Below are 15,067 nucleotides of genomic sequence, written 5' to 3' on the forward strand. Positions count from 1 at the left end.
GACGTTCTTAACACACTCTGTGACAGAGGACCGCCGGTACTAGCACGAAGTTTATTCTATCATACTTGTATTCTTTAATCAATATATTTATTTTGATTTTAATAATTTTATATCTTCTTTTGAAAGTTTTATTTTTTCAAACATATCAGGTCTTCTTTCCTTTGTTATAAGAAGGGACTGCTTCCTTCTCCACTTTCTTATATTTTCATGATGACCTGACATAAGAACATCTGGTACTTTTTCCCCTTCAAACTCAATTGGTCTAGTGTATTGTGGGTATTCTAAAGTTCCATCATAGTAACTTTCATCTTGGAAGCTCTCTTCACTTCCTAAAACTCCTGGGACTAATCTAGCTATACTATCAACAACAGGGATACATGCCATTTCTCCACCTGTTAATACAAAATCTCCAAGAGAAATTTCTAAATCAAAATATTTGTAAACTCTTTGATCTATTCCCTCATAATGTCCACAGACAAAAATAAGATTATCTTCTTTAGAAAGCTCCTTAGCCATCTCTTGGTTAAAAGTTTTTCCTCTTGGTCCTAAGAATATAACTTTACCCTTATTATTTTCTTTAACAGCCTTTATAGCATCTACAACTGGCTGAGGAGTCATAACCATTCCTGCTCCTCCACCATAAGGATAGTCATCAACCTTTTTATGCTTATTTAAAGTATAATCTCTTATATTTATTGTTTCTATATGTAGAAAACCATTTTCTTGAGCTCTTCCTATTATGCTATGTTTAAATATATCAAACATATCTGGGAAAAGGGTAAGAATATTAATCTTCATATTGCCACTCTCCAGAAGGCCTAATAGTTATTAATTTTTCATCCATATTAATATCTAAAACTATGTCCTTTAAAACTGGAACTAAAATCTCTTTATTTCCTTGAACCCAATAAACATCATTACTTGGAGTTTGTATAACATCTTTGATTTTTCCGTATTCAAATCCTTCTGTATCAACAACAGTGCATCCAATTAAATCAACTATGAAATATTCATCTTCTTCAAGTTCTATAGCATCTTCACGTTCTATTTCTAAATAAGTTCTTTTTAATTTTTCAGCTTCCTCTATTGAGTTTATTCCTTCTAATTTAAGTATAACTTTATCTTTAAAGTATTTTACGCCCTCTACTTTAACCTTTTTCCCTTTTAAGATAACATACTCTAAGTAATCAAATCTTCTCATGTCATCAGTTAGAGGCATAACTTTCATTTCTCCTCTTAATCCATGAGTGTTTATTATTTCACCAACTACTAATAAATCGTCCATTACTACACCCCTTTTCTGTATATAAAAGAAGAGTTAGGTATTCCCCTAACTCTTTTTTAAATGATCTCTACTACAACTTTTTTATTTTCTTTAATTGCAGCAGCTTTCACTACTGTTCTAATAGCCTTGGCAATTCTACCTTGCTTTCCAATAACTTTTCCCATATCTTCAGGTGATACCTTTAGTTCTAATATGATTGATTGCTCGCCTGTGATCTCATTTACATGAACATCTTCAGGTTTATCTACTAGTGACTTAGCAAGTATTTCAACTAATTCTTTCATATTACCCTACTTAATAAATTAAGTAGATCCACCTCCCTAAGGAAAATTATTTTATACCAGCTTGGTTGAATAACTTTTTAACTATATCAGTTGGTTGAGCACCATTTCCTAACCACTTAGCAGCCTTTTCAGCGTCTATTTTAACTTCAGCTTCTGGCTTAGCGATTGGGTTGTAGTATCCTATTTCTTCGATGAATCTTCCGTCTCTTGGACTTCTTGAATCAGCAACAACTACTCTGTAGAAAGGAGCTTTATGAGCACCCATTCTTCTTAATCTTATTTTAACTGCCATTACATTTTCACCTCCTTCAAAAGTGTGTTCAATTTATTTCATAAAAGGAAGTTTATTTAAAAATCCCTTTTTATTAACATTTTTTTGGAATGATTTCATTTGCTTCATTTGCTTTTTCATCATTTCATAGCCTTTTAAGACCTTATTTACCTCTTGTACTGTAGTACCAGAGCCTTTAGCTATTCTTCTTTTTCTTGAACCATTTCCTATAACTAAAGATGGATGTTTTCTTTCTTTAGATGTCATTGACTGTATGATTGCTTTAACTGAAGCCATTTGTTTTTCTCCTTGAGAAAAGTCAATACCTTCAAGTTCTTTTGAATTCACACCAGGAATCATTTCTATAAGTTTATTTATAGGTCCAAGCTTTTTCATTTGATCCATAGCTGATAAGTAATCATCAAAGTTAAATTCTTGACTTAACATCTTTTCACTTAACTTAGTTGCTTCTTCCTCATCAATAGCTTGCTGAGCTTTTTCTATTAAAGAAAGTACATCTCCCATACCTAATATTCTTGAAGCCATTCTGTCTGGGTGGAATACTTCGATATCACTCATCTTTTCTCCAACACCAACGAACTTTATTGATTTACCAGTAATGTCTCTTATTGAAAGAGCAGCACCACCTCTTGTATCACCATCTAGCTTTGTTAATATTATTCCTGAAAGATCTAATGAATTATTAAATGTCTCAGCTACATTTACAGCATCTTGACCTGTCATAGCATCTACAACTAATAATATTTCACTAGGATTTGAAACTTCCTTAACATCTTTTAACTCTTGCATTAAATCTTCATCTATATGAAGTCTACCAGCGGTATCTATGATAACAACATTATTTCCATTATCTTTAGCATGTTCTATTGCTGCTTTAGCAATATCAACTGCCTTAACCTTATCTCCCATTGAGAATACTGGTATATCTATTTGTTTTCCTACAACTTGTAATTGCTTTATAGCCGCAGGTCTATATATATCACAAGCCACAAGTAATGGCTTTTTGTTTTTCTTTCTTAAATGTAATGCAAGTTTTCCTGCCATAGTAGTTTTACCTGCACCTTGAAGACCTACTAACATGAACACTGTTGGTCCATTATCTGAGTACTTTAACTTGCTCTCAGTTTCACCCATAAGAGTTGTTAGTTCTTCATTAACTATCTTAATAACCTGTTGACCTGGAGTTAAACTATTTAATACTTCCTCACCAACACATTTATCTTTAACACTTGATATAAACTTTTTTACCACTTTGAAGTTAACATCAGCTTCTAAAAGAGCGAGCTTTACTTCTCTCATGGCTTCTTTTATATCTTTTTCTGTTAGCTTTCCTTTACCCTTTAACTTTTTAAGCGTATCTTGTAATTTAGACGCTAAACCATCAAAAGCCATGCTTAACCCTCCTAAGCGTTTATAATTTCCTCCAACTTTTCATTTATATATTTTTTAATATCATCATTCAAATTGAAGTTCTTATTTAATTCTGCCATAAGCTCCTCTTTAATTCTATACCTTTTATCATATTTTTTTGATAATTGTAATTTTTCATCATAAGAGTGTAGTTGCTTACAGCATCTCTTTATCAAATCATAAATTGCTTGCCTACTGGTTTTATTAATTTCAGCAATTTCTGCTAATGACAAATCTTCATTATAATAAAGGGTCATAACATTAAACTGCTTTTCCGTAAGCAATATTCCATAGTAATCTATTAACATTGATATTTCAAATCTATTTTCCATATAACCACCTTGCTCACGAATAAGATAATAACAAATATTTTTATAAGTGTCAAGTATTTTTACTTAACACCTATAATTTTTCATATTATCCCCATAAAGCTAGATAATTACTACTTCTCAATATAAATAAACTACAGTAAAAATAACATTTTCATTTTTTTTATTCTTTTTCAGAATTAAATATAAGTTTTAATTAAAACCTAAATTATAATAATGCCTCTGCAAATTCTTTAGCATTAAATTTTTGTATATCATCTACACCTTCTCCAACTCCAATATACTTAACTGGAATATTTAAAGTATTCTTTATAGATATAACAACTCCACCTTTAGCTGTTCCGTCTAGTTTAGTTAATATTATACCATCAATAGGACAAGCTTCCATAAATTGTTTTGCTTGAATAACAGCATTTTGTCCTGTTGTTCCATCTAATACTAAAAGAGTTTCTTTTTTTCTATCTCCTAACTCTCTATCTATTATTCTATTTATTTTAGCTAACTCATCCATAAGGTTTTTCTTGTTATGAAGTCTTCCAGCCGTATCACATATTAATAAATCCACATTTCTAGCTTTAGCAGCTTGAACAGCATCAAATACAACAGCCGCTGGATCTGAACCCTCTTGATGTTTAACTATATCAACATTAGCTCTTTGACTCCAAATATCTAATTGATCTATTGCCGCCGCTCTAAATGTATCTGCTGCCGCTAACAATACTTTCTTACCATTATTTTTATTTCTAGCAGCTATTTTACCTATTGAAGTAGTTTTACCAACACCATTAACCCCTATGATAAGCATAACTTTCTTTTCGTTATCCTCTTCCTCCTCTTCATAGTCACCTTCTAGCATCATTTCTGCAATAACTTCTTTTAAAGCTGGTTTAACCATTTCAACATCATTTATCTTTTCTTTTCTTATCTTAGCTTTTAATCTATCTATTATTTCAACAGTTGTATCCATTCCTATATCTGACATTATAAGAGCCTCTTCAAGCTCTTCATACATATCATCATCTATAGTAACAGCTAAATTTAAAGCCTCATTTATTTTATCCGTTAAGTTGTCTCTTGTTTTTGTTAATCCAGTTTTTAATTTGTCAAATAATTTTCCAAACATTTTTTCTCCTCCTCTATTTGTCTAAGTCTACTGAAACAATTTTAGATATACCCTTTTCTTCCATAGTAACTCCATACATAATATCAGCAGCTTCCATAGTACCCTTTCTGTGAGTTATTACTATAAACTGTGTATTATCTCTAAACTTGCCTAAAAACTCTGCATACCTTCTTACATTGGCATCATCTAATGCAGCCTCAATTTCATCTAGAATACAGAATGGTGTAGGTTTCATCTTTAATATTGAGAATAATAATGCTATAGCAGATAAAACTTTTTCTCCTCCAGACATAAGATTTATATTCTGAAGCTTTTTACCTGGTGGTTGAACATTTATATCTATGTTTCCTGTAAGCTCATCACCCTCACCTAAAACAAGTTTTGCACTACCACCCTTAAATAATTCTTTGAAGGTTTCATCAAATAATTTATTTAAAATATTAAAGTTCTGTCTAAATACTACTCTCATCTTAGAAGTCATCTCTTCTATAACATTTAAAAGTTCTTCCTTAGCCTTTTCTAAGTCATCTCTTTCTGTAGCCATAAAATTGTGCTTCTCTGATATTTCCTTAAACTCTTCAATAGCATTTACATTAACATTACCTAATCCAGTTATTCTAGCTTTAAGAGTTGTTATTCTTGATTTATGAGAATTAATATCTTCAATAGGCCTAAATCTATTTTTTTCTTCCTCAAAAGTTGTATTAAACTCTTCTAAAAGTCTCTTATTTAAAATATTTTTTTCATTTTCCTGTTTAGTATATGTTATATCATTCTTATGAACTTCTTCTTCTTTTCTAGCTATCTCAACTGAAAGAACCTCTAAAGCATTTTCTACAGAGTTAATAGTTTCTTTCAACTTACCTTTTTTAAGTTCAAAAGATTTAAAGTTTTCTTCAAGAGTAAGTATATTTCCCTCTTCATTCTTTATAAACTTTTCACATGAAATTATTTCCTTCTTACTTTCTTCCTTATTAGATTTGATCTCTTCTAAGTACTTAGTAAGATTAACAATTTTATTTTCTACCTCTTCTATCGAAGAATTTATTCTGGAAGCCTCTTTTTCTCTTCCTTCAATAACTTCTTGAAGTTTAGCCTTGTTTATTTTCATATTAGTTAATTTATCTTTATGCTTAAAAAGATTTTTTGAAAGCTCTTCACATTTCTTCTCTAACTCTTTAACCCTTTGAGAATTAGTCACTTCCTTATTTTCAACCTGACTAATCTTTTCATTAACCAATTCTATCTCTTTCTCTATTTTGGCTTTTCTTGAATCAGTATCTTTAAGTTCTAATTCTAAAGATTTTATTGAGTTTTTTATTTTAAATGTTTCATCATTAACATTTTTAATCTTATTATTTAAATCTGCTAATTCTAGATTCTTTTCATATATCTTATCTGTGATTTCTTTCTTCTGTATATTTAAATCTTCTTGAATGTTATTTAACTCTTCCAATTCCTTAGTTAATATTTTTTCTTCTTTTTTGACATTAACTAATTCATCTTCTAAAGATTTAACTTCATTTTTCCTAGACATTATACCTGTATTCTTTTGATAAAGACTACCACCAGTAAGAGCTCCACCAGCATTTACTACTTCCCCAGATAAGGTAACTATTTTATATCTATAATTAAGCACTTTAGCAATCTTTATAGCATTATCTATATTATCACATATTATGGTTTTACCTAATACATAGTTTATTACATTCTTATAGACCTCTTTAAATCCCACTAAATCCGAAGCTATTCCTAAGAATCCTTTACTTTCAACAATATTTTTACTAAGCTCTAACTTCTTACCTCTTATTATGGATAATGGTAAGAATGTAGCTCTTCCTAATTTATTTTCTCTTAAATGGTTAATAAGAATTTTAGCTACTTCTTCATCTTCAGTTATTATATTAGAAATACTTCCACCTAAAGCTATTTCAATAGCAGTTTCATATCCAGCTTTAGTTTCTAAGATTTCACCTAAAACCTTACATTTGTTCTTATTTATTTTAACACGTCCAGCATCTACACTAGACATAATCTTCTTTACAGAAAGATTATACCCTTCATACTGCTTTTCTAGCTTGTTTAGCATTTCCTTATTAGCTTCAAGTTTATTTCCTTTTGATAAAACTTGGTTTAACTTATTTTGAGTTTCCTTAATACTATTAAGTCCCTCTCTAAACTGGATTTCTTTTTCTCTTAATTCTTTTTCTTTATTTTGCTTCTCCTCTTCAATATTTTGAAGTTCTTTTTGAAGAGTTACTTTAGTTGCTAAATTTATCTTTAATGAATTATCATAATTTGTTTGCTTGTTTTTTGAAGATTCAATCTTCTCATTTAAATTATTTAATTCACTTTCTAACATTGTTTTTTTATTTTTAGAAGAAGAAACTTTTCTTAAAAGCTCTAACTCCTCATCTTTTATTTTCTTAACTTCTTTTTCCTTAGAAATAAGTTTAGAATTTAGTTCATTAACTTCCTTTTCTAACTTATTAATTTCTTCTAACTCTTTAGCAAATTTATCTTTATTTGAATTAAAATCCTTCTCTATAGAATTCTTTTCCTTCATTAAGCTATTTAGTTTTTTCTTGTTTTCTTCTAACTCTGCCTTATTTTTAAGAACTAATTCATCAATATTCTTAATTCTTTCATTTAAAAGATTTACCTTACCTAAGCTTCTATTTATTTCTTCCTTCTTAGCAAAGTACTCTCCTTGCTTTTCAGAATGACTATTTTCTAAAGAATCTAGTTCTTCCTTTAAAGCAAACATCTTTTCTCTTTCTACTTTATACTTTTCTTTTTGCTTATCATTAAAAGCTATTAAATCTTGTATCTTTTCTTTTTGCTTTAATATAACCTCATCAATATTATGAAGTTCACTCATAATAGATGAAATTTCCTTATGTTTAAGCTCATTAGAAAGTTCTAAATATCTTAATGCTTTATTCTTTTCCTCTTCTAAAGGACCTAATCTTTCCTCATAAGTAAAAATTATATCATTTATTCTAACTAAGTTTTCTTCCGTATTTTTTAATTTCCTCTCAGCTTCAACTTTCCTAGATTTAAACTTAACAATTCCTGCTGCTTCTTCTAGAATAGCTCTTCTATCTTCCGGCTTCCCACTTAGAATACTATCTATTTTACCTTGACCAATAAGCGAATACCCTTCTTTTCCTATTCCTGTGTCCATAAATAGGCTTACCACATCTTTTAGTCTACAAGGAGAATTATTTATTAAATATTCACTTTCTCCAGAACGGAATAATTTTCTAGTAACTTTTACATCTAAATAATCTAAAGGAAGTTCTCCTAAAGAGTTATCTAAAGTTAAGGAAACTTGAGCATATCCTATAGGCTTTCTATATTCTGTACCAGTGAAGATTACATCCTCCATCTTAGCACCTCTTAAAGTTTTAGCACTCTGTTCTCCTAAAACCCATCTTACGCTATCTGATACATTACTCTTACCGCTTCCATTAGGACCAACTATAGCAGTTATCCCTTTTTTGAAATTCAATTCCGTTTTATCAGCAAATGATTTAAACCCCCTTATCTCAAGAGATTTTAAAAACATATATTCACTCCTATCCTTACATAAACATAACTGGTAATAAAGTTGCTAAAAAGCATATTATTATAAAAACAATTGTATATTTTATAACTTTTTCTCTTGTATCTTTTCTCACTACACTTCACTCCTCATGGTATAAGTTTATATTATGCTAATTAAAATATCAATAAAAAAAGCCCCAGAGATTAACTCCAAGGCATATAAATTATAAATCTATTTTATATACTTTTGATTCTACTTCTATATTAATTTTATCTACTTCCATAGAATTCTCTACCTTAACCTTCAACTCACAATTTTTAGCCTTGTTCTTAAGTTCATTGAAGTATCTCTTCTTATCTGCATAAAGTTTAGAAACAGCCCTGTTACTAACCCTTATAATGACCTCTCCACTTTTATCCTTTAGTATATTGTAGATATTTTCATTTATAATACTACTTTCTACTAATTCTCTAAAAGCAGGATGAAAAGGTCCATCAACTATATCTTTTCCTAAAGCTATATTATCTGTTGGCTGAAGTCCTATTCTTATAACCTGTATATTATTTTCCTTATACATCTTATAAAGCTTAGCACTTATACAGACAGCCTCTTCTAGAGTATATGGCTTATAAGTTCCCTCTAAGTACATATCTTCCATAGGAGTATTTTTAACTGTAAGAGCAGGATATATTCTACATATATCAGGCTTCATTTTTATAGATTCCTTTGTTGTTTCTATATCTTTTTCAAAAGTATCTTCAGGTAAGCCAACCATTATTTGATGACCTAAAGTAAATCCATATTCCCTTATAAGCTTAGAAGCTTTAAGAACTTCTTCATAACCATGCCCTCTGCCTGATTTATGTAATACTTCCTTATCTAAAGATTGAACTCCAAGTTCTATTATATCAACTCTATAGCTCTTTAAATGATCTAAAATAAACTCATCAATATAATCTGGTCTAGTAGATAATCTTATATAGTCTATTATATTTTTATCTTTATATTCTTTAGCAACAGCTAATAGTTCCCTTTGCTTGTTAATATCGATAGCAGTAAAAGTTCCCCCAAAGAAAGAAACTTCTAATACCCTATCACCTTCTCCAATTGTTTCTATATACTCTTCAATTGTCTTTCTTACAAAATCACTATCAACCTTATTCTCTTGCTTGTATTTTGGCCCTAATATAATTTCCTTATTCTCCCCAGTAATTTTCCCTTGATTACAAAAAACACAATCATGGGGACATCCTTCATGAGGAACAAATATAGGTATTATATAGTGTCTTTTTCCCATTTAATTTCACCTAACCTTTGTAGTGCTGCTTTAGCTGCATTTTGCTCTGCTTCTTTTTTGCTATATCCAACACCTTCGCCCATGACCTCATTGTTTATCATAAGATCTGTAAAGAATTTTCTTCTATGAGGAGGACCTTCATGTTTAACTAAATTATAAACAATATTAACCTCTCCATTTTTTTGAAGAACTTCTTGTAATCTAGTCTTAAAGTCTAAGATTATCTCTTCGTTTATAGCCTTATCTATAACCTCTTTAAAGTTTCTTAATATAAAGTCATTTGCAACCTCGATTCCCTTATCTAAATAAACAGCTGCAATTACCGCTTCTAAAGCATCAGCTTGAATTGAGGTTCTTTGTCTTCCTCCAGTTAACTCCTCACCCTTACTCATTCTTATATATTTTCCAAGTGATAGTTTTATAGAAACTTTATGTAAAGAACTTTCACAAACTACTAAAGCTCTTATTTTAGTTAATTCACCTTCTGATTTTTCTTTGTAATTATTGAATAAATATTTTGTTACACAAAGCTGAAGAACTGAATCTCCTAAAAATTCTAATCTTTCATTGTATTTTACATCTTTAAATTGATTTGCATAAGAACTATGCGTTAATGCTGTTATAAGCACCCCTTTGTTTTCAAACTCAATTCCTATGAGTTTTTCAACTTCTGTTAATTTTATCTCTTTCACCTTAAAATCCATCTCCTTAAGGTTTATTCTTCAAGTTGTTTTTGAAACAACTTCAAGAATAAACTTAAATTAAAAATCCCGCTTAATGCGGGACTTTGTTACTTCTCTGAATGTTCTGTGATGTATTCTACTACATCTCCTACTGTCTTGAAGCCCTCAGCATCTTCATCTGGGATTTCCATCTCTAACTCTTCTTCAAGAGCCATTATTAATTCAACTATATCAAGAGAATCAGCACCTAAATCATCTATAAATGTTGACTCCATAGTTATTTCATCTTCGTTTACGCTTAATTTATCAGCGATAATTACTTTTAACTTATCAAACATCCAATTCACCTCCTAAGTCAATCTAATAAAATATTATTATATATAAAATCCATAGTCAATATGCATTACGTAATTTTTAAATATTTTTTTGATTATCAAAGCTTTTTTTCGCAATTTCCTCACTTAATTTTCCAATTAAGTTATTTTCATGGAATATTTTCGCTTGTCTTATTGCATTTTTGAAAGCTTTAGCATCAGAACTTCCATGTGCTTTTACACATATTCCCTTTACACCTAAAAACGGTGCTCCACCATATTCCTTATAATCCATTTTTTTCTTAAGATTTAATAAAGCTGGTGCTAAAAATGGTACTCCTAACTTAGCTAAAAATGATGATTTCACTTCTGCTTTAATCATGCTTAATATTGTAGAAGCAACTCCCTCGTACATTTTTAGTACAGTGTTTCCAACGAATCCATCACAAACTAAAACATCAACATCTCCAGTTGAAACCTCTCTAGGTTCAACATTTCCTACAAAATTAATATCTTTTTCTTCTTTTAAAAGTTGATAAGTAGCTTTTGTAAGATCGTTTCCTTTTTCTTCTTCTTCTCCAATATTAACCAATCCGATTTTAGGGTTACTAACTCCCATAACAGATTTAAAATAAACCTCACCCATTTTAGCAAATTGAACTAAATAAGAAGGTTTAGAGTCAACGTTAGCTCCCGCATCAATTATCATAAAAGGACCATTTTTTCCCGGCATAACTGGTGCTAAGGCAGGTCTTTCAACCCCTTTTATTCTTCCTACAATAAGCGTACATCCAGTTAAAAAAGCACCTGTGCTTCCTGCTGATATAACAGCTTCACACTCATTCTCCTTAACAAGTCTAAGAGCTTTAACAAGACTTGAGTCCTTTTTCTTCTTAACAGCCATAGCAGGATGTTCATTAGTACTTATTACTTCTTTAGCATCTATAAAAGTAACCCTTTCTTTATCATATTTGAATTTTGAAAAGGCTTCTTTTAAAAGATCTTCTGGACCAGTTATGTATATCTCTATATCCTTAAATTCTTCTAATGCCTGAACACACCCTTCAACTACTGCATTAGGGGAATGATCTCCTCCCATTCCATCTACAGCAATCCTCATGAGTTTACCCCCTTTTTTTCCTATATATAAAGAAAAGAAAGTCATAAGACTTTCTTTTATTCTTCAACTGATACTACTTCTTTACCTTTGTAGTGTCCGCAGTTTTTACATACTCTATGAGCCATTTTCATTTCATGACATTGTGGGCATTCTACGATACCTGGTAAGCTCGCCTTGAAAGTTTGAGCTCTTCTTGAATCTCTTTTTGCTCTGAACGTTTTTCTAGCTGGATTTCCCATTGTTACACCTCCTTATTACTTAAACAAGTCCATTAGCTTTGCCATTCTTAAGTCAATTTCTTCATTGTCACACTGGCATGTTTCTTTATTTAAATCAATACCACATTTTTGACAAAGCCCTTTACAGCTTTCACTGCAAAGTCTTTTTATAGGTAAGGTTGAAATTACGTTTTCTACTACCGCTTCAGCAACATCTAATTCGTCGCCTTCTACAAAAGCAATAGAATCATCTTCTTGGTTTGAATTATTTGTAAACTTCTCATCCATATCTATTGATACTTCATAAGAGAAATTTGTTAAACATCTTGAACACTTCATCTGAAGTTCTCCAGTGATATTACCTAATAACTCTATAAAAGACTCACTAGATATAAATTCACCAGTAAAATGTAGAGGCTTTACAACCTTCATATTTTCGCCTTCAAATTCAAAGCTTTTTAAATCTAGAACAAAATCTAAAGATTTTCTTCTTTCTCTTTTTGAGCATAATTCTGAAAAATTTAATTTCATAATTTACGTAGTTAAGTAACTACTTTCACGCTCCTTAACATAAGATATGCATTGTTTATTCCTAAACAACACATATCTTATTATATTGATTACCTATTTAAAAGTCAAGCATTTTATAATTATTTACTTACAATACTTACTGTATCTTGTGCTATTACTAGCTCTTCGTTAGTTGGAACTACGTAAAGTTTAATTCTTGAACCTTCTTTGCTTATTTCAGCAACCTTAGCTCTTATATTATTTCTTTCTTCATCTAACTCAATTCCTAAGAACTCTAAGTTTCTACAAATAGCTCCTCTTTCTATGATTGAGTTCTCTCCAACTCCAGCAGTAAATACTATTACATCACAGCCGTTCATCTCAGCAATGTATGAACCTATACATTTCTTTACTGAATTTCTAAATAAATCTAAGGCTATTTGAGCTTCTTTACTTCCTTTTTCAGCAGCTGCTTCAACATCTCTAAAGTCACTGCTTACTCCTGAAACTCCAAATATTCCTGATTTTTTATTCATTAAAGTATTTACTTCTTCTGCAGTATATCCTAATTCATCTATTAAGTATGTAACTACAGCTGGGTCTATACTTCCACATCTAGTTCCCATTACTAATCCAGCAAGAGGAGTGAATCCCATACTTGTATCTAAACATTTTCCATCTTTTATAGCAGATATACTTGCTCCATTTCCTAAGTGACAAGTTATTATTTTTAAATCCTCTATGTTTTTACCCATAGCTTCTGCCACTTTAGCTGAAACATATTTATGAGAAGTTCCATGGAATCCATATTTTCTTATATGCTCTTTTTCATATAACTCATATGGTAAAGCATACATATATGAACTTGCTGGCATTGTTTGATGGAATGCAGTATCAAAAACAACAACCATTGGTACATTAGGCATTGATTTTTGACAAGCTTTTATACCAATTATATGTGCTGGATTATGAAGCGGTGCTAATTTAGAACACTCTTCTAAATCTCTCATAACTTCCTCTGTAACTAAAGCAGATTCTGAATATTTTTCTCCACCATGTACAATTCTATGTCCAACAGCATTTATTTCATCAATTGATTTTATAACACCGTGCTTTTTATCAACTAAAGCTTTTAAAACTAAATCAACAGCAACTTGATGATTTTCCATAGGTGTTTCAATTACATATTTGTCTTCTCCGGCTTTTTGAGTTAATATAGATCCATTTAATCCTATTCTTTCAACTAATCCGATAGCTAAAACTTCTTCATTTGTCATATCTATTAATTGATATTTTAATGATGAGCTTCCGCAGTTTATAACTAATACCTTCATTATAAAATCCTCCTATTAATCTTATAAATTCAGCTTATTAAGCTTAATTCATATTAATTCTATCCATCTCTATCTATATAAATTCTAACAACTTAATTTTTCATATAATTATTTAGTTGCTTGTGCTTGAACAGCAGTGATTGCAACAACATTAACGATATCTTCTGAACTACATCCTCTTGAAAGGTCGTTTATAGGTTTAGCAAAACCTTGACAAACTGGTCCAATAGCTTCTGCATTAGCAAATCTTTGAACTAATTTATATCCTATGTTTCCTGCTTGTAAGTCTGGGAATACTAAAACATTAGCCTTTCCTGCTACCTTGCTGTTTGGTGCTTTTTGAGAAGCAACCTTTCCAACTATAGCAGCATCTAATTGTAATTCACCATCTATATCTAAATCTGGTCTTAATTCCTTAGCTTTTTCTGTTGCTACTCTTACCTTTGTTACTAAATCGTGGTCAGCACTTCCCATTGTTGAGAATGAAAGCATTGCAACCTTTGGATCCATTTTACAAAGATTTTTAGCAGTATCAGCAGTAGCTATTGCTATTGCTGCTAATTGGTCAGCATTTGGATTTGGATTAACAGCACAGTCTGAGAATAATAACATTCCACCTTCTCCATATTCTGATCCTGGTACCATCATTATGAAGAAACTTGATACTACAGATACTCCTGGAGCAGTTTTTATTATTTGAAGACCTGGTCTTAAAAGGTCACCAGTTGTATGTACAGCACCTGATACCATTCCGTCTGCATCACCCATTTTTACCATCATAGTTCCGAAATATAAAGGATCTCTTACGATTTTACCAGCTTTTTCAACTGTCATTCCTTTAGCTTTTCTTAACTCGTAAAACTCGTTTATATAAGTTTCTAATTTATCTGAAGTCTCAGGATCAACTACGTTTACTCCGTCTAAATTCACTCCTAAACTTTCAGCTTTTTCTCTAATTACTGATTCTGAACCCACTAAGTAAACATCAGCAAGTCCTTCCTCTTTTATTTTTTGTGAAGCAATAAGAGTTCTCTCTTCATCACCTTCTGGAAGTACTATCTTTTTTCTATTATTTTTAGCACTCTCCCATATTTGTTTCATAAGTTCCATGTTAATTTCTCCTTTCAAGTCAAAGCAGATCTTATGTGTCATCACACACAATACTAATAATACTATACTCCTATACTAATATATTTTTCAACAGATAACAAATAAAAAAACCACATAATAATATTTTTTTTATATTAAAAATTATCTGAATTTTCTTATAAATTTATACCCTTTATTATTTTTATATATTAGGGTATTATATTTTTAT

At 30.5% G+C, this 15,067-nt stretch carries 17 protein-coding genes; all 17 read right to left on the reverse strand.

The window, feature by feature from the left end; all coding sequences use genetic code 11:
- Window positions 1-87: 87 nt before the first annotated feature.
- Window positions 88-798, reverse strand: coding sequence for a tRNA (guanosine(37)-N1)-methyltransferase TrmD (gene trmD / locus AC2A4K_RS11945; RefSeq protein WP_322502718.1), 711 nt, complete (start codon window positions 796-798; stop codon window positions 88-90).
- Window positions 788-1,285, reverse strand: a complete 498-nt coding sequence (gene rimM / locus AC2A4K_RS11950) for a ribosome maturation factor RimM (protein ID WP_322502719.1) — start codon at window positions 1,283-1,285, stop codon at window positions 788-790. The genes trmD and rimM overlap by 11 nt, the downstream gene beginning before the upstream one ends.
- Window positions 1,286-1,341: 56 nt before the next feature.
- On the reverse strand, window positions 1,342-1,569 hold the full coding sequence (locus tag AC2A4K_RS11955) for a KH domain-containing protein (protein WP_322502720.1): 228 nt from the start codon (window positions 1,567-1,569) through the stop codon (window positions 1,342-1,344).
- A gap of 46 nt (window positions 1,570-1,615) precedes the next feature.
- The gene (gene rpsP, locus AC2A4K_RS11960) at window positions 1,616-1,861 is read right to left on the reverse strand and encodes a 30S ribosomal protein S16 (RefSeq protein WP_003458442.1); all 246 of its coding nucleotides are present in this window, start codon (window positions 1,859-1,861) and stop codon (window positions 1,616-1,618) included.
- 33 nt (window positions 1,862-1,894) lie between these two features.
- On the reverse strand, window positions 1,895-3,253 hold the full coding sequence (gene ffh / locus AC2A4K_RS11965; RefSeq protein ID WP_322502721.1) for a signal recognition particle protein: 1,359 nt from the start codon (window positions 3,251-3,253) through the stop codon (window positions 1,895-1,897).
- Window positions 3,254-3,264: 11 nt separating this feature from the next.
- A complete protein-coding gene (locus AC2A4K_RS11970; protein ID WP_322502722.1) occupies window positions 3,265-3,603 on the reverse strand; it encodes a putative DNA-binding protein in 339 nt (112 codons plus the stop codon).
- A gap of 205 nt (window positions 3,604-3,808) precedes the next feature.
- The gene (ftsY, locus tag AC2A4K_RS11975; protein ID WP_322502723.1) at window positions 3,809-4,723 is read right to left on the reverse strand and encodes a signal recognition particle-docking protein FtsY; all 915 of its coding nucleotides are present in this window, start codon (window positions 4,721-4,723) and stop codon (window positions 3,809-3,811) included.
- 13 nt (window positions 4,724-4,736) lie between these two features.
- On the reverse strand, window positions 4,737-8,294 hold the full coding sequence (smc, locus tag AC2A4K_RS11980) for a chromosome segregation protein SMC (RefSeq protein ID WP_322502724.1): 3,558 nt from the start codon (window positions 8,292-8,294) through the stop codon (window positions 4,737-4,739).
- 16 nt (window positions 8,295-8,310) lie between these two features.
- Window positions 8,311-8,406: a DUF4044 domain-containing protein gene (locus AC2A4K_RS11985; protein ID WP_322502725.1), complete on the reverse strand. Its 96-nt coding sequence runs from the start codon at window positions 8,404-8,406 to the stop codon at window positions 8,311-8,313.
- 90 nt (window positions 8,407-8,496) lie between these two features.
- The gene (locus tag AC2A4K_RS11990) at window positions 8,497-9,570 is read right to left on the reverse strand and encodes an elongator complex protein 3 (RefSeq protein ID WP_322502726.1); all 1,074 of its coding nucleotides are present in this window, start codon (window positions 9,568-9,570) and stop codon (window positions 8,497-8,499) included.
- Window positions 9,549-10,262, reverse strand: coding sequence for a ribonuclease III (gene rnc / locus AC2A4K_RS11995; RefSeq protein WP_416173347.1), 714 nt, complete (start codon window positions 10,260-10,262; stop codon window positions 9,549-9,551). Before rnc ends, AC2A4K_RS11990 begins: the two co-directional genes overlap by 22 nt.
- A gap of 98 nt (window positions 10,263-10,360) precedes the next feature.
- Window positions 10,361-10,591, reverse strand: coding sequence for an acyl carrier protein (gene acpP / locus AC2A4K_RS12000; protein ID WP_322502728.1), 231 nt, complete (start codon window positions 10,589-10,591; stop codon window positions 10,361-10,363).
- A 76-nt stretch (window positions 10,592-10,667) separates the two neighbouring features.
- Window positions 10,668-11,687, reverse strand: a complete 1,020-nt coding sequence (gene plsX / locus AC2A4K_RS12005) for a phosphate acyltransferase PlsX (protein WP_322502729.1) — start codon at window positions 11,685-11,687, stop codon at window positions 10,668-10,670.
- Between the two features lie 56 nt (window positions 11,688-11,743).
- Window positions 11,744-11,926, reverse strand: a complete 183-nt coding sequence (rpmF, locus tag AC2A4K_RS12010; RefSeq protein WP_003449428.1) for a 50S ribosomal protein L32 — start codon at window positions 11,924-11,926, stop codon at window positions 11,744-11,746.
- Window positions 11,927-11,941: 15 nt separating this feature from the next.
- Window positions 11,942-12,337, reverse strand: a complete 396-nt coding sequence (locus tag AC2A4K_RS12015) for a YceD family protein (protein ID WP_322502730.1) — start codon at window positions 12,335-12,337, stop codon at window positions 11,942-11,944.
- A gap of 218 nt (window positions 12,338-12,555) precedes the next feature.
- Window positions 12,556-13,749 (reverse strand): acetate kinase, encoded by a 1,194-nt coding sequence (locus AC2A4K_RS12020; protein WP_322502731.1) that lies wholly within the window; start codon window positions 13,747-13,749, stop codon window positions 12,556-12,558.
- Window positions 13,750-13,857: 108 nt separating this feature from the next.
- Window positions 13,858-14,859: a phosphate acetyltransferase gene (pta, locus tag AC2A4K_RS12025; RefSeq protein ID WP_322502732.1), complete on the reverse strand. Its 1,002-nt coding sequence runs from the start codon at window positions 14,857-14,859 to the stop codon at window positions 13,858-13,860.
- Window positions 14,860-15,067: the final 208 nt, after the last annotated feature.

It is taken from the genome of Clostridium sp. LIBA-8841 (assembly GCF_057782475.1).

What these genes read in the sequence shown, in the direction of transcription:
- AC2A4K_RS11970 (WP_322502722.1), bottom strand. Translation starts at nt 3,603, where the DNA reads ATGGAAAATAGATTTGAAATATCAATGTTAATAGATTACTATGGAATA.
- acpP (WP_322502728.1), bottom strand. Translation starts at nt 10,591, where the DNA reads ATGTTTGATAAGTTAAAAGTAATTATCGCTGATAAATTAAGCGTAAAC.
- plsX (WP_322502729.1), bottom strand. Translation starts at nt 11,687, where the DNA reads ATGAGGATTGCTGTAGATGGAATGGGAGGAGATCATTCCCCTAATGCA.
- trmD (WP_322502718.1), bottom strand. Translation starts at nt 798, where the DNA reads ATGAAGATTAATATTCTTACCCTTTTCCCAGATATGTTTGATATATTT.
- smc (WP_322502724.1), bottom strand. Translation starts at nt 8,294, where the DNA reads ATGTTTTTAAAATCTCTTGAGATAAGGGGGTTTAAATCATTTGCTGAT.
- AC2A4K_RS12020 (WP_322502731.1), bottom strand. Translation starts at nt 13,749, where the DNA reads ATGAAGGTATTAGTTATAAACTGCGGAAGCTCATCATTAAAATATCAA.
- rimM (WP_322502719.1), bottom strand. Translation starts at nt 1,285, where the DNA reads ATGGACGATTTATTAGTAGTTGGTGAAATAATAAACACTCATGGATTA.
- AC2A4K_RS11990 (WP_322502726.1), bottom strand. Translation starts at nt 9,570, where the DNA reads ATGGGAAAAAGACACTATATAATACCTATATTTGTTCCTCATGAAGGA.
- ftsY (WP_322502723.1), bottom strand. Translation starts at nt 4,723, where the DNA reads ATGTTTGGAAAATTATTTGACAAATTAAAAACTGGATTAACAAAAACA.
- rpsP (WP_003458442.1), bottom strand. Translation starts at nt 1,861, where the DNA reads ATGGCAGTTAAAATAAGATTAAGAAGAATGGGTGCTCATAAAGCTCCT.
- AC2A4K_RS11955 (WP_322502720.1), bottom strand. Translation starts at nt 1,569, where the DNA reads ATGAAAGAATTAGTTGAAATACTTGCTAAGTCACTAGTAGATAAACCT.
- rpmF (WP_003449428.1), bottom strand. Translation starts at nt 11,926, where the DNA reads ATGGGAAATCCAGCTAGAAAAACGTTCAGAGCAAAAAGAGATTCAAGA.
- ffh (WP_322502721.1), bottom strand. Translation starts at nt 3,253, where the DNA reads ATGGCTTTTGATGGTTTAGCGTCTAAATTACAAGATACGCTTAAAAAG.
- pta (WP_322502732.1), bottom strand. Translation starts at nt 14,859, where the DNA reads ATGGAACTTATGAAACAAATATGGGAGAGTGCTAAAAATAATAGAAAA.
- AC2A4K_RS12015 (WP_322502730.1), bottom strand. Translation starts at nt 12,337, where the DNA reads ATGAAGGTTGTAAAGCCTCTACATTTTACTGGTGAATTTATATCTAGT.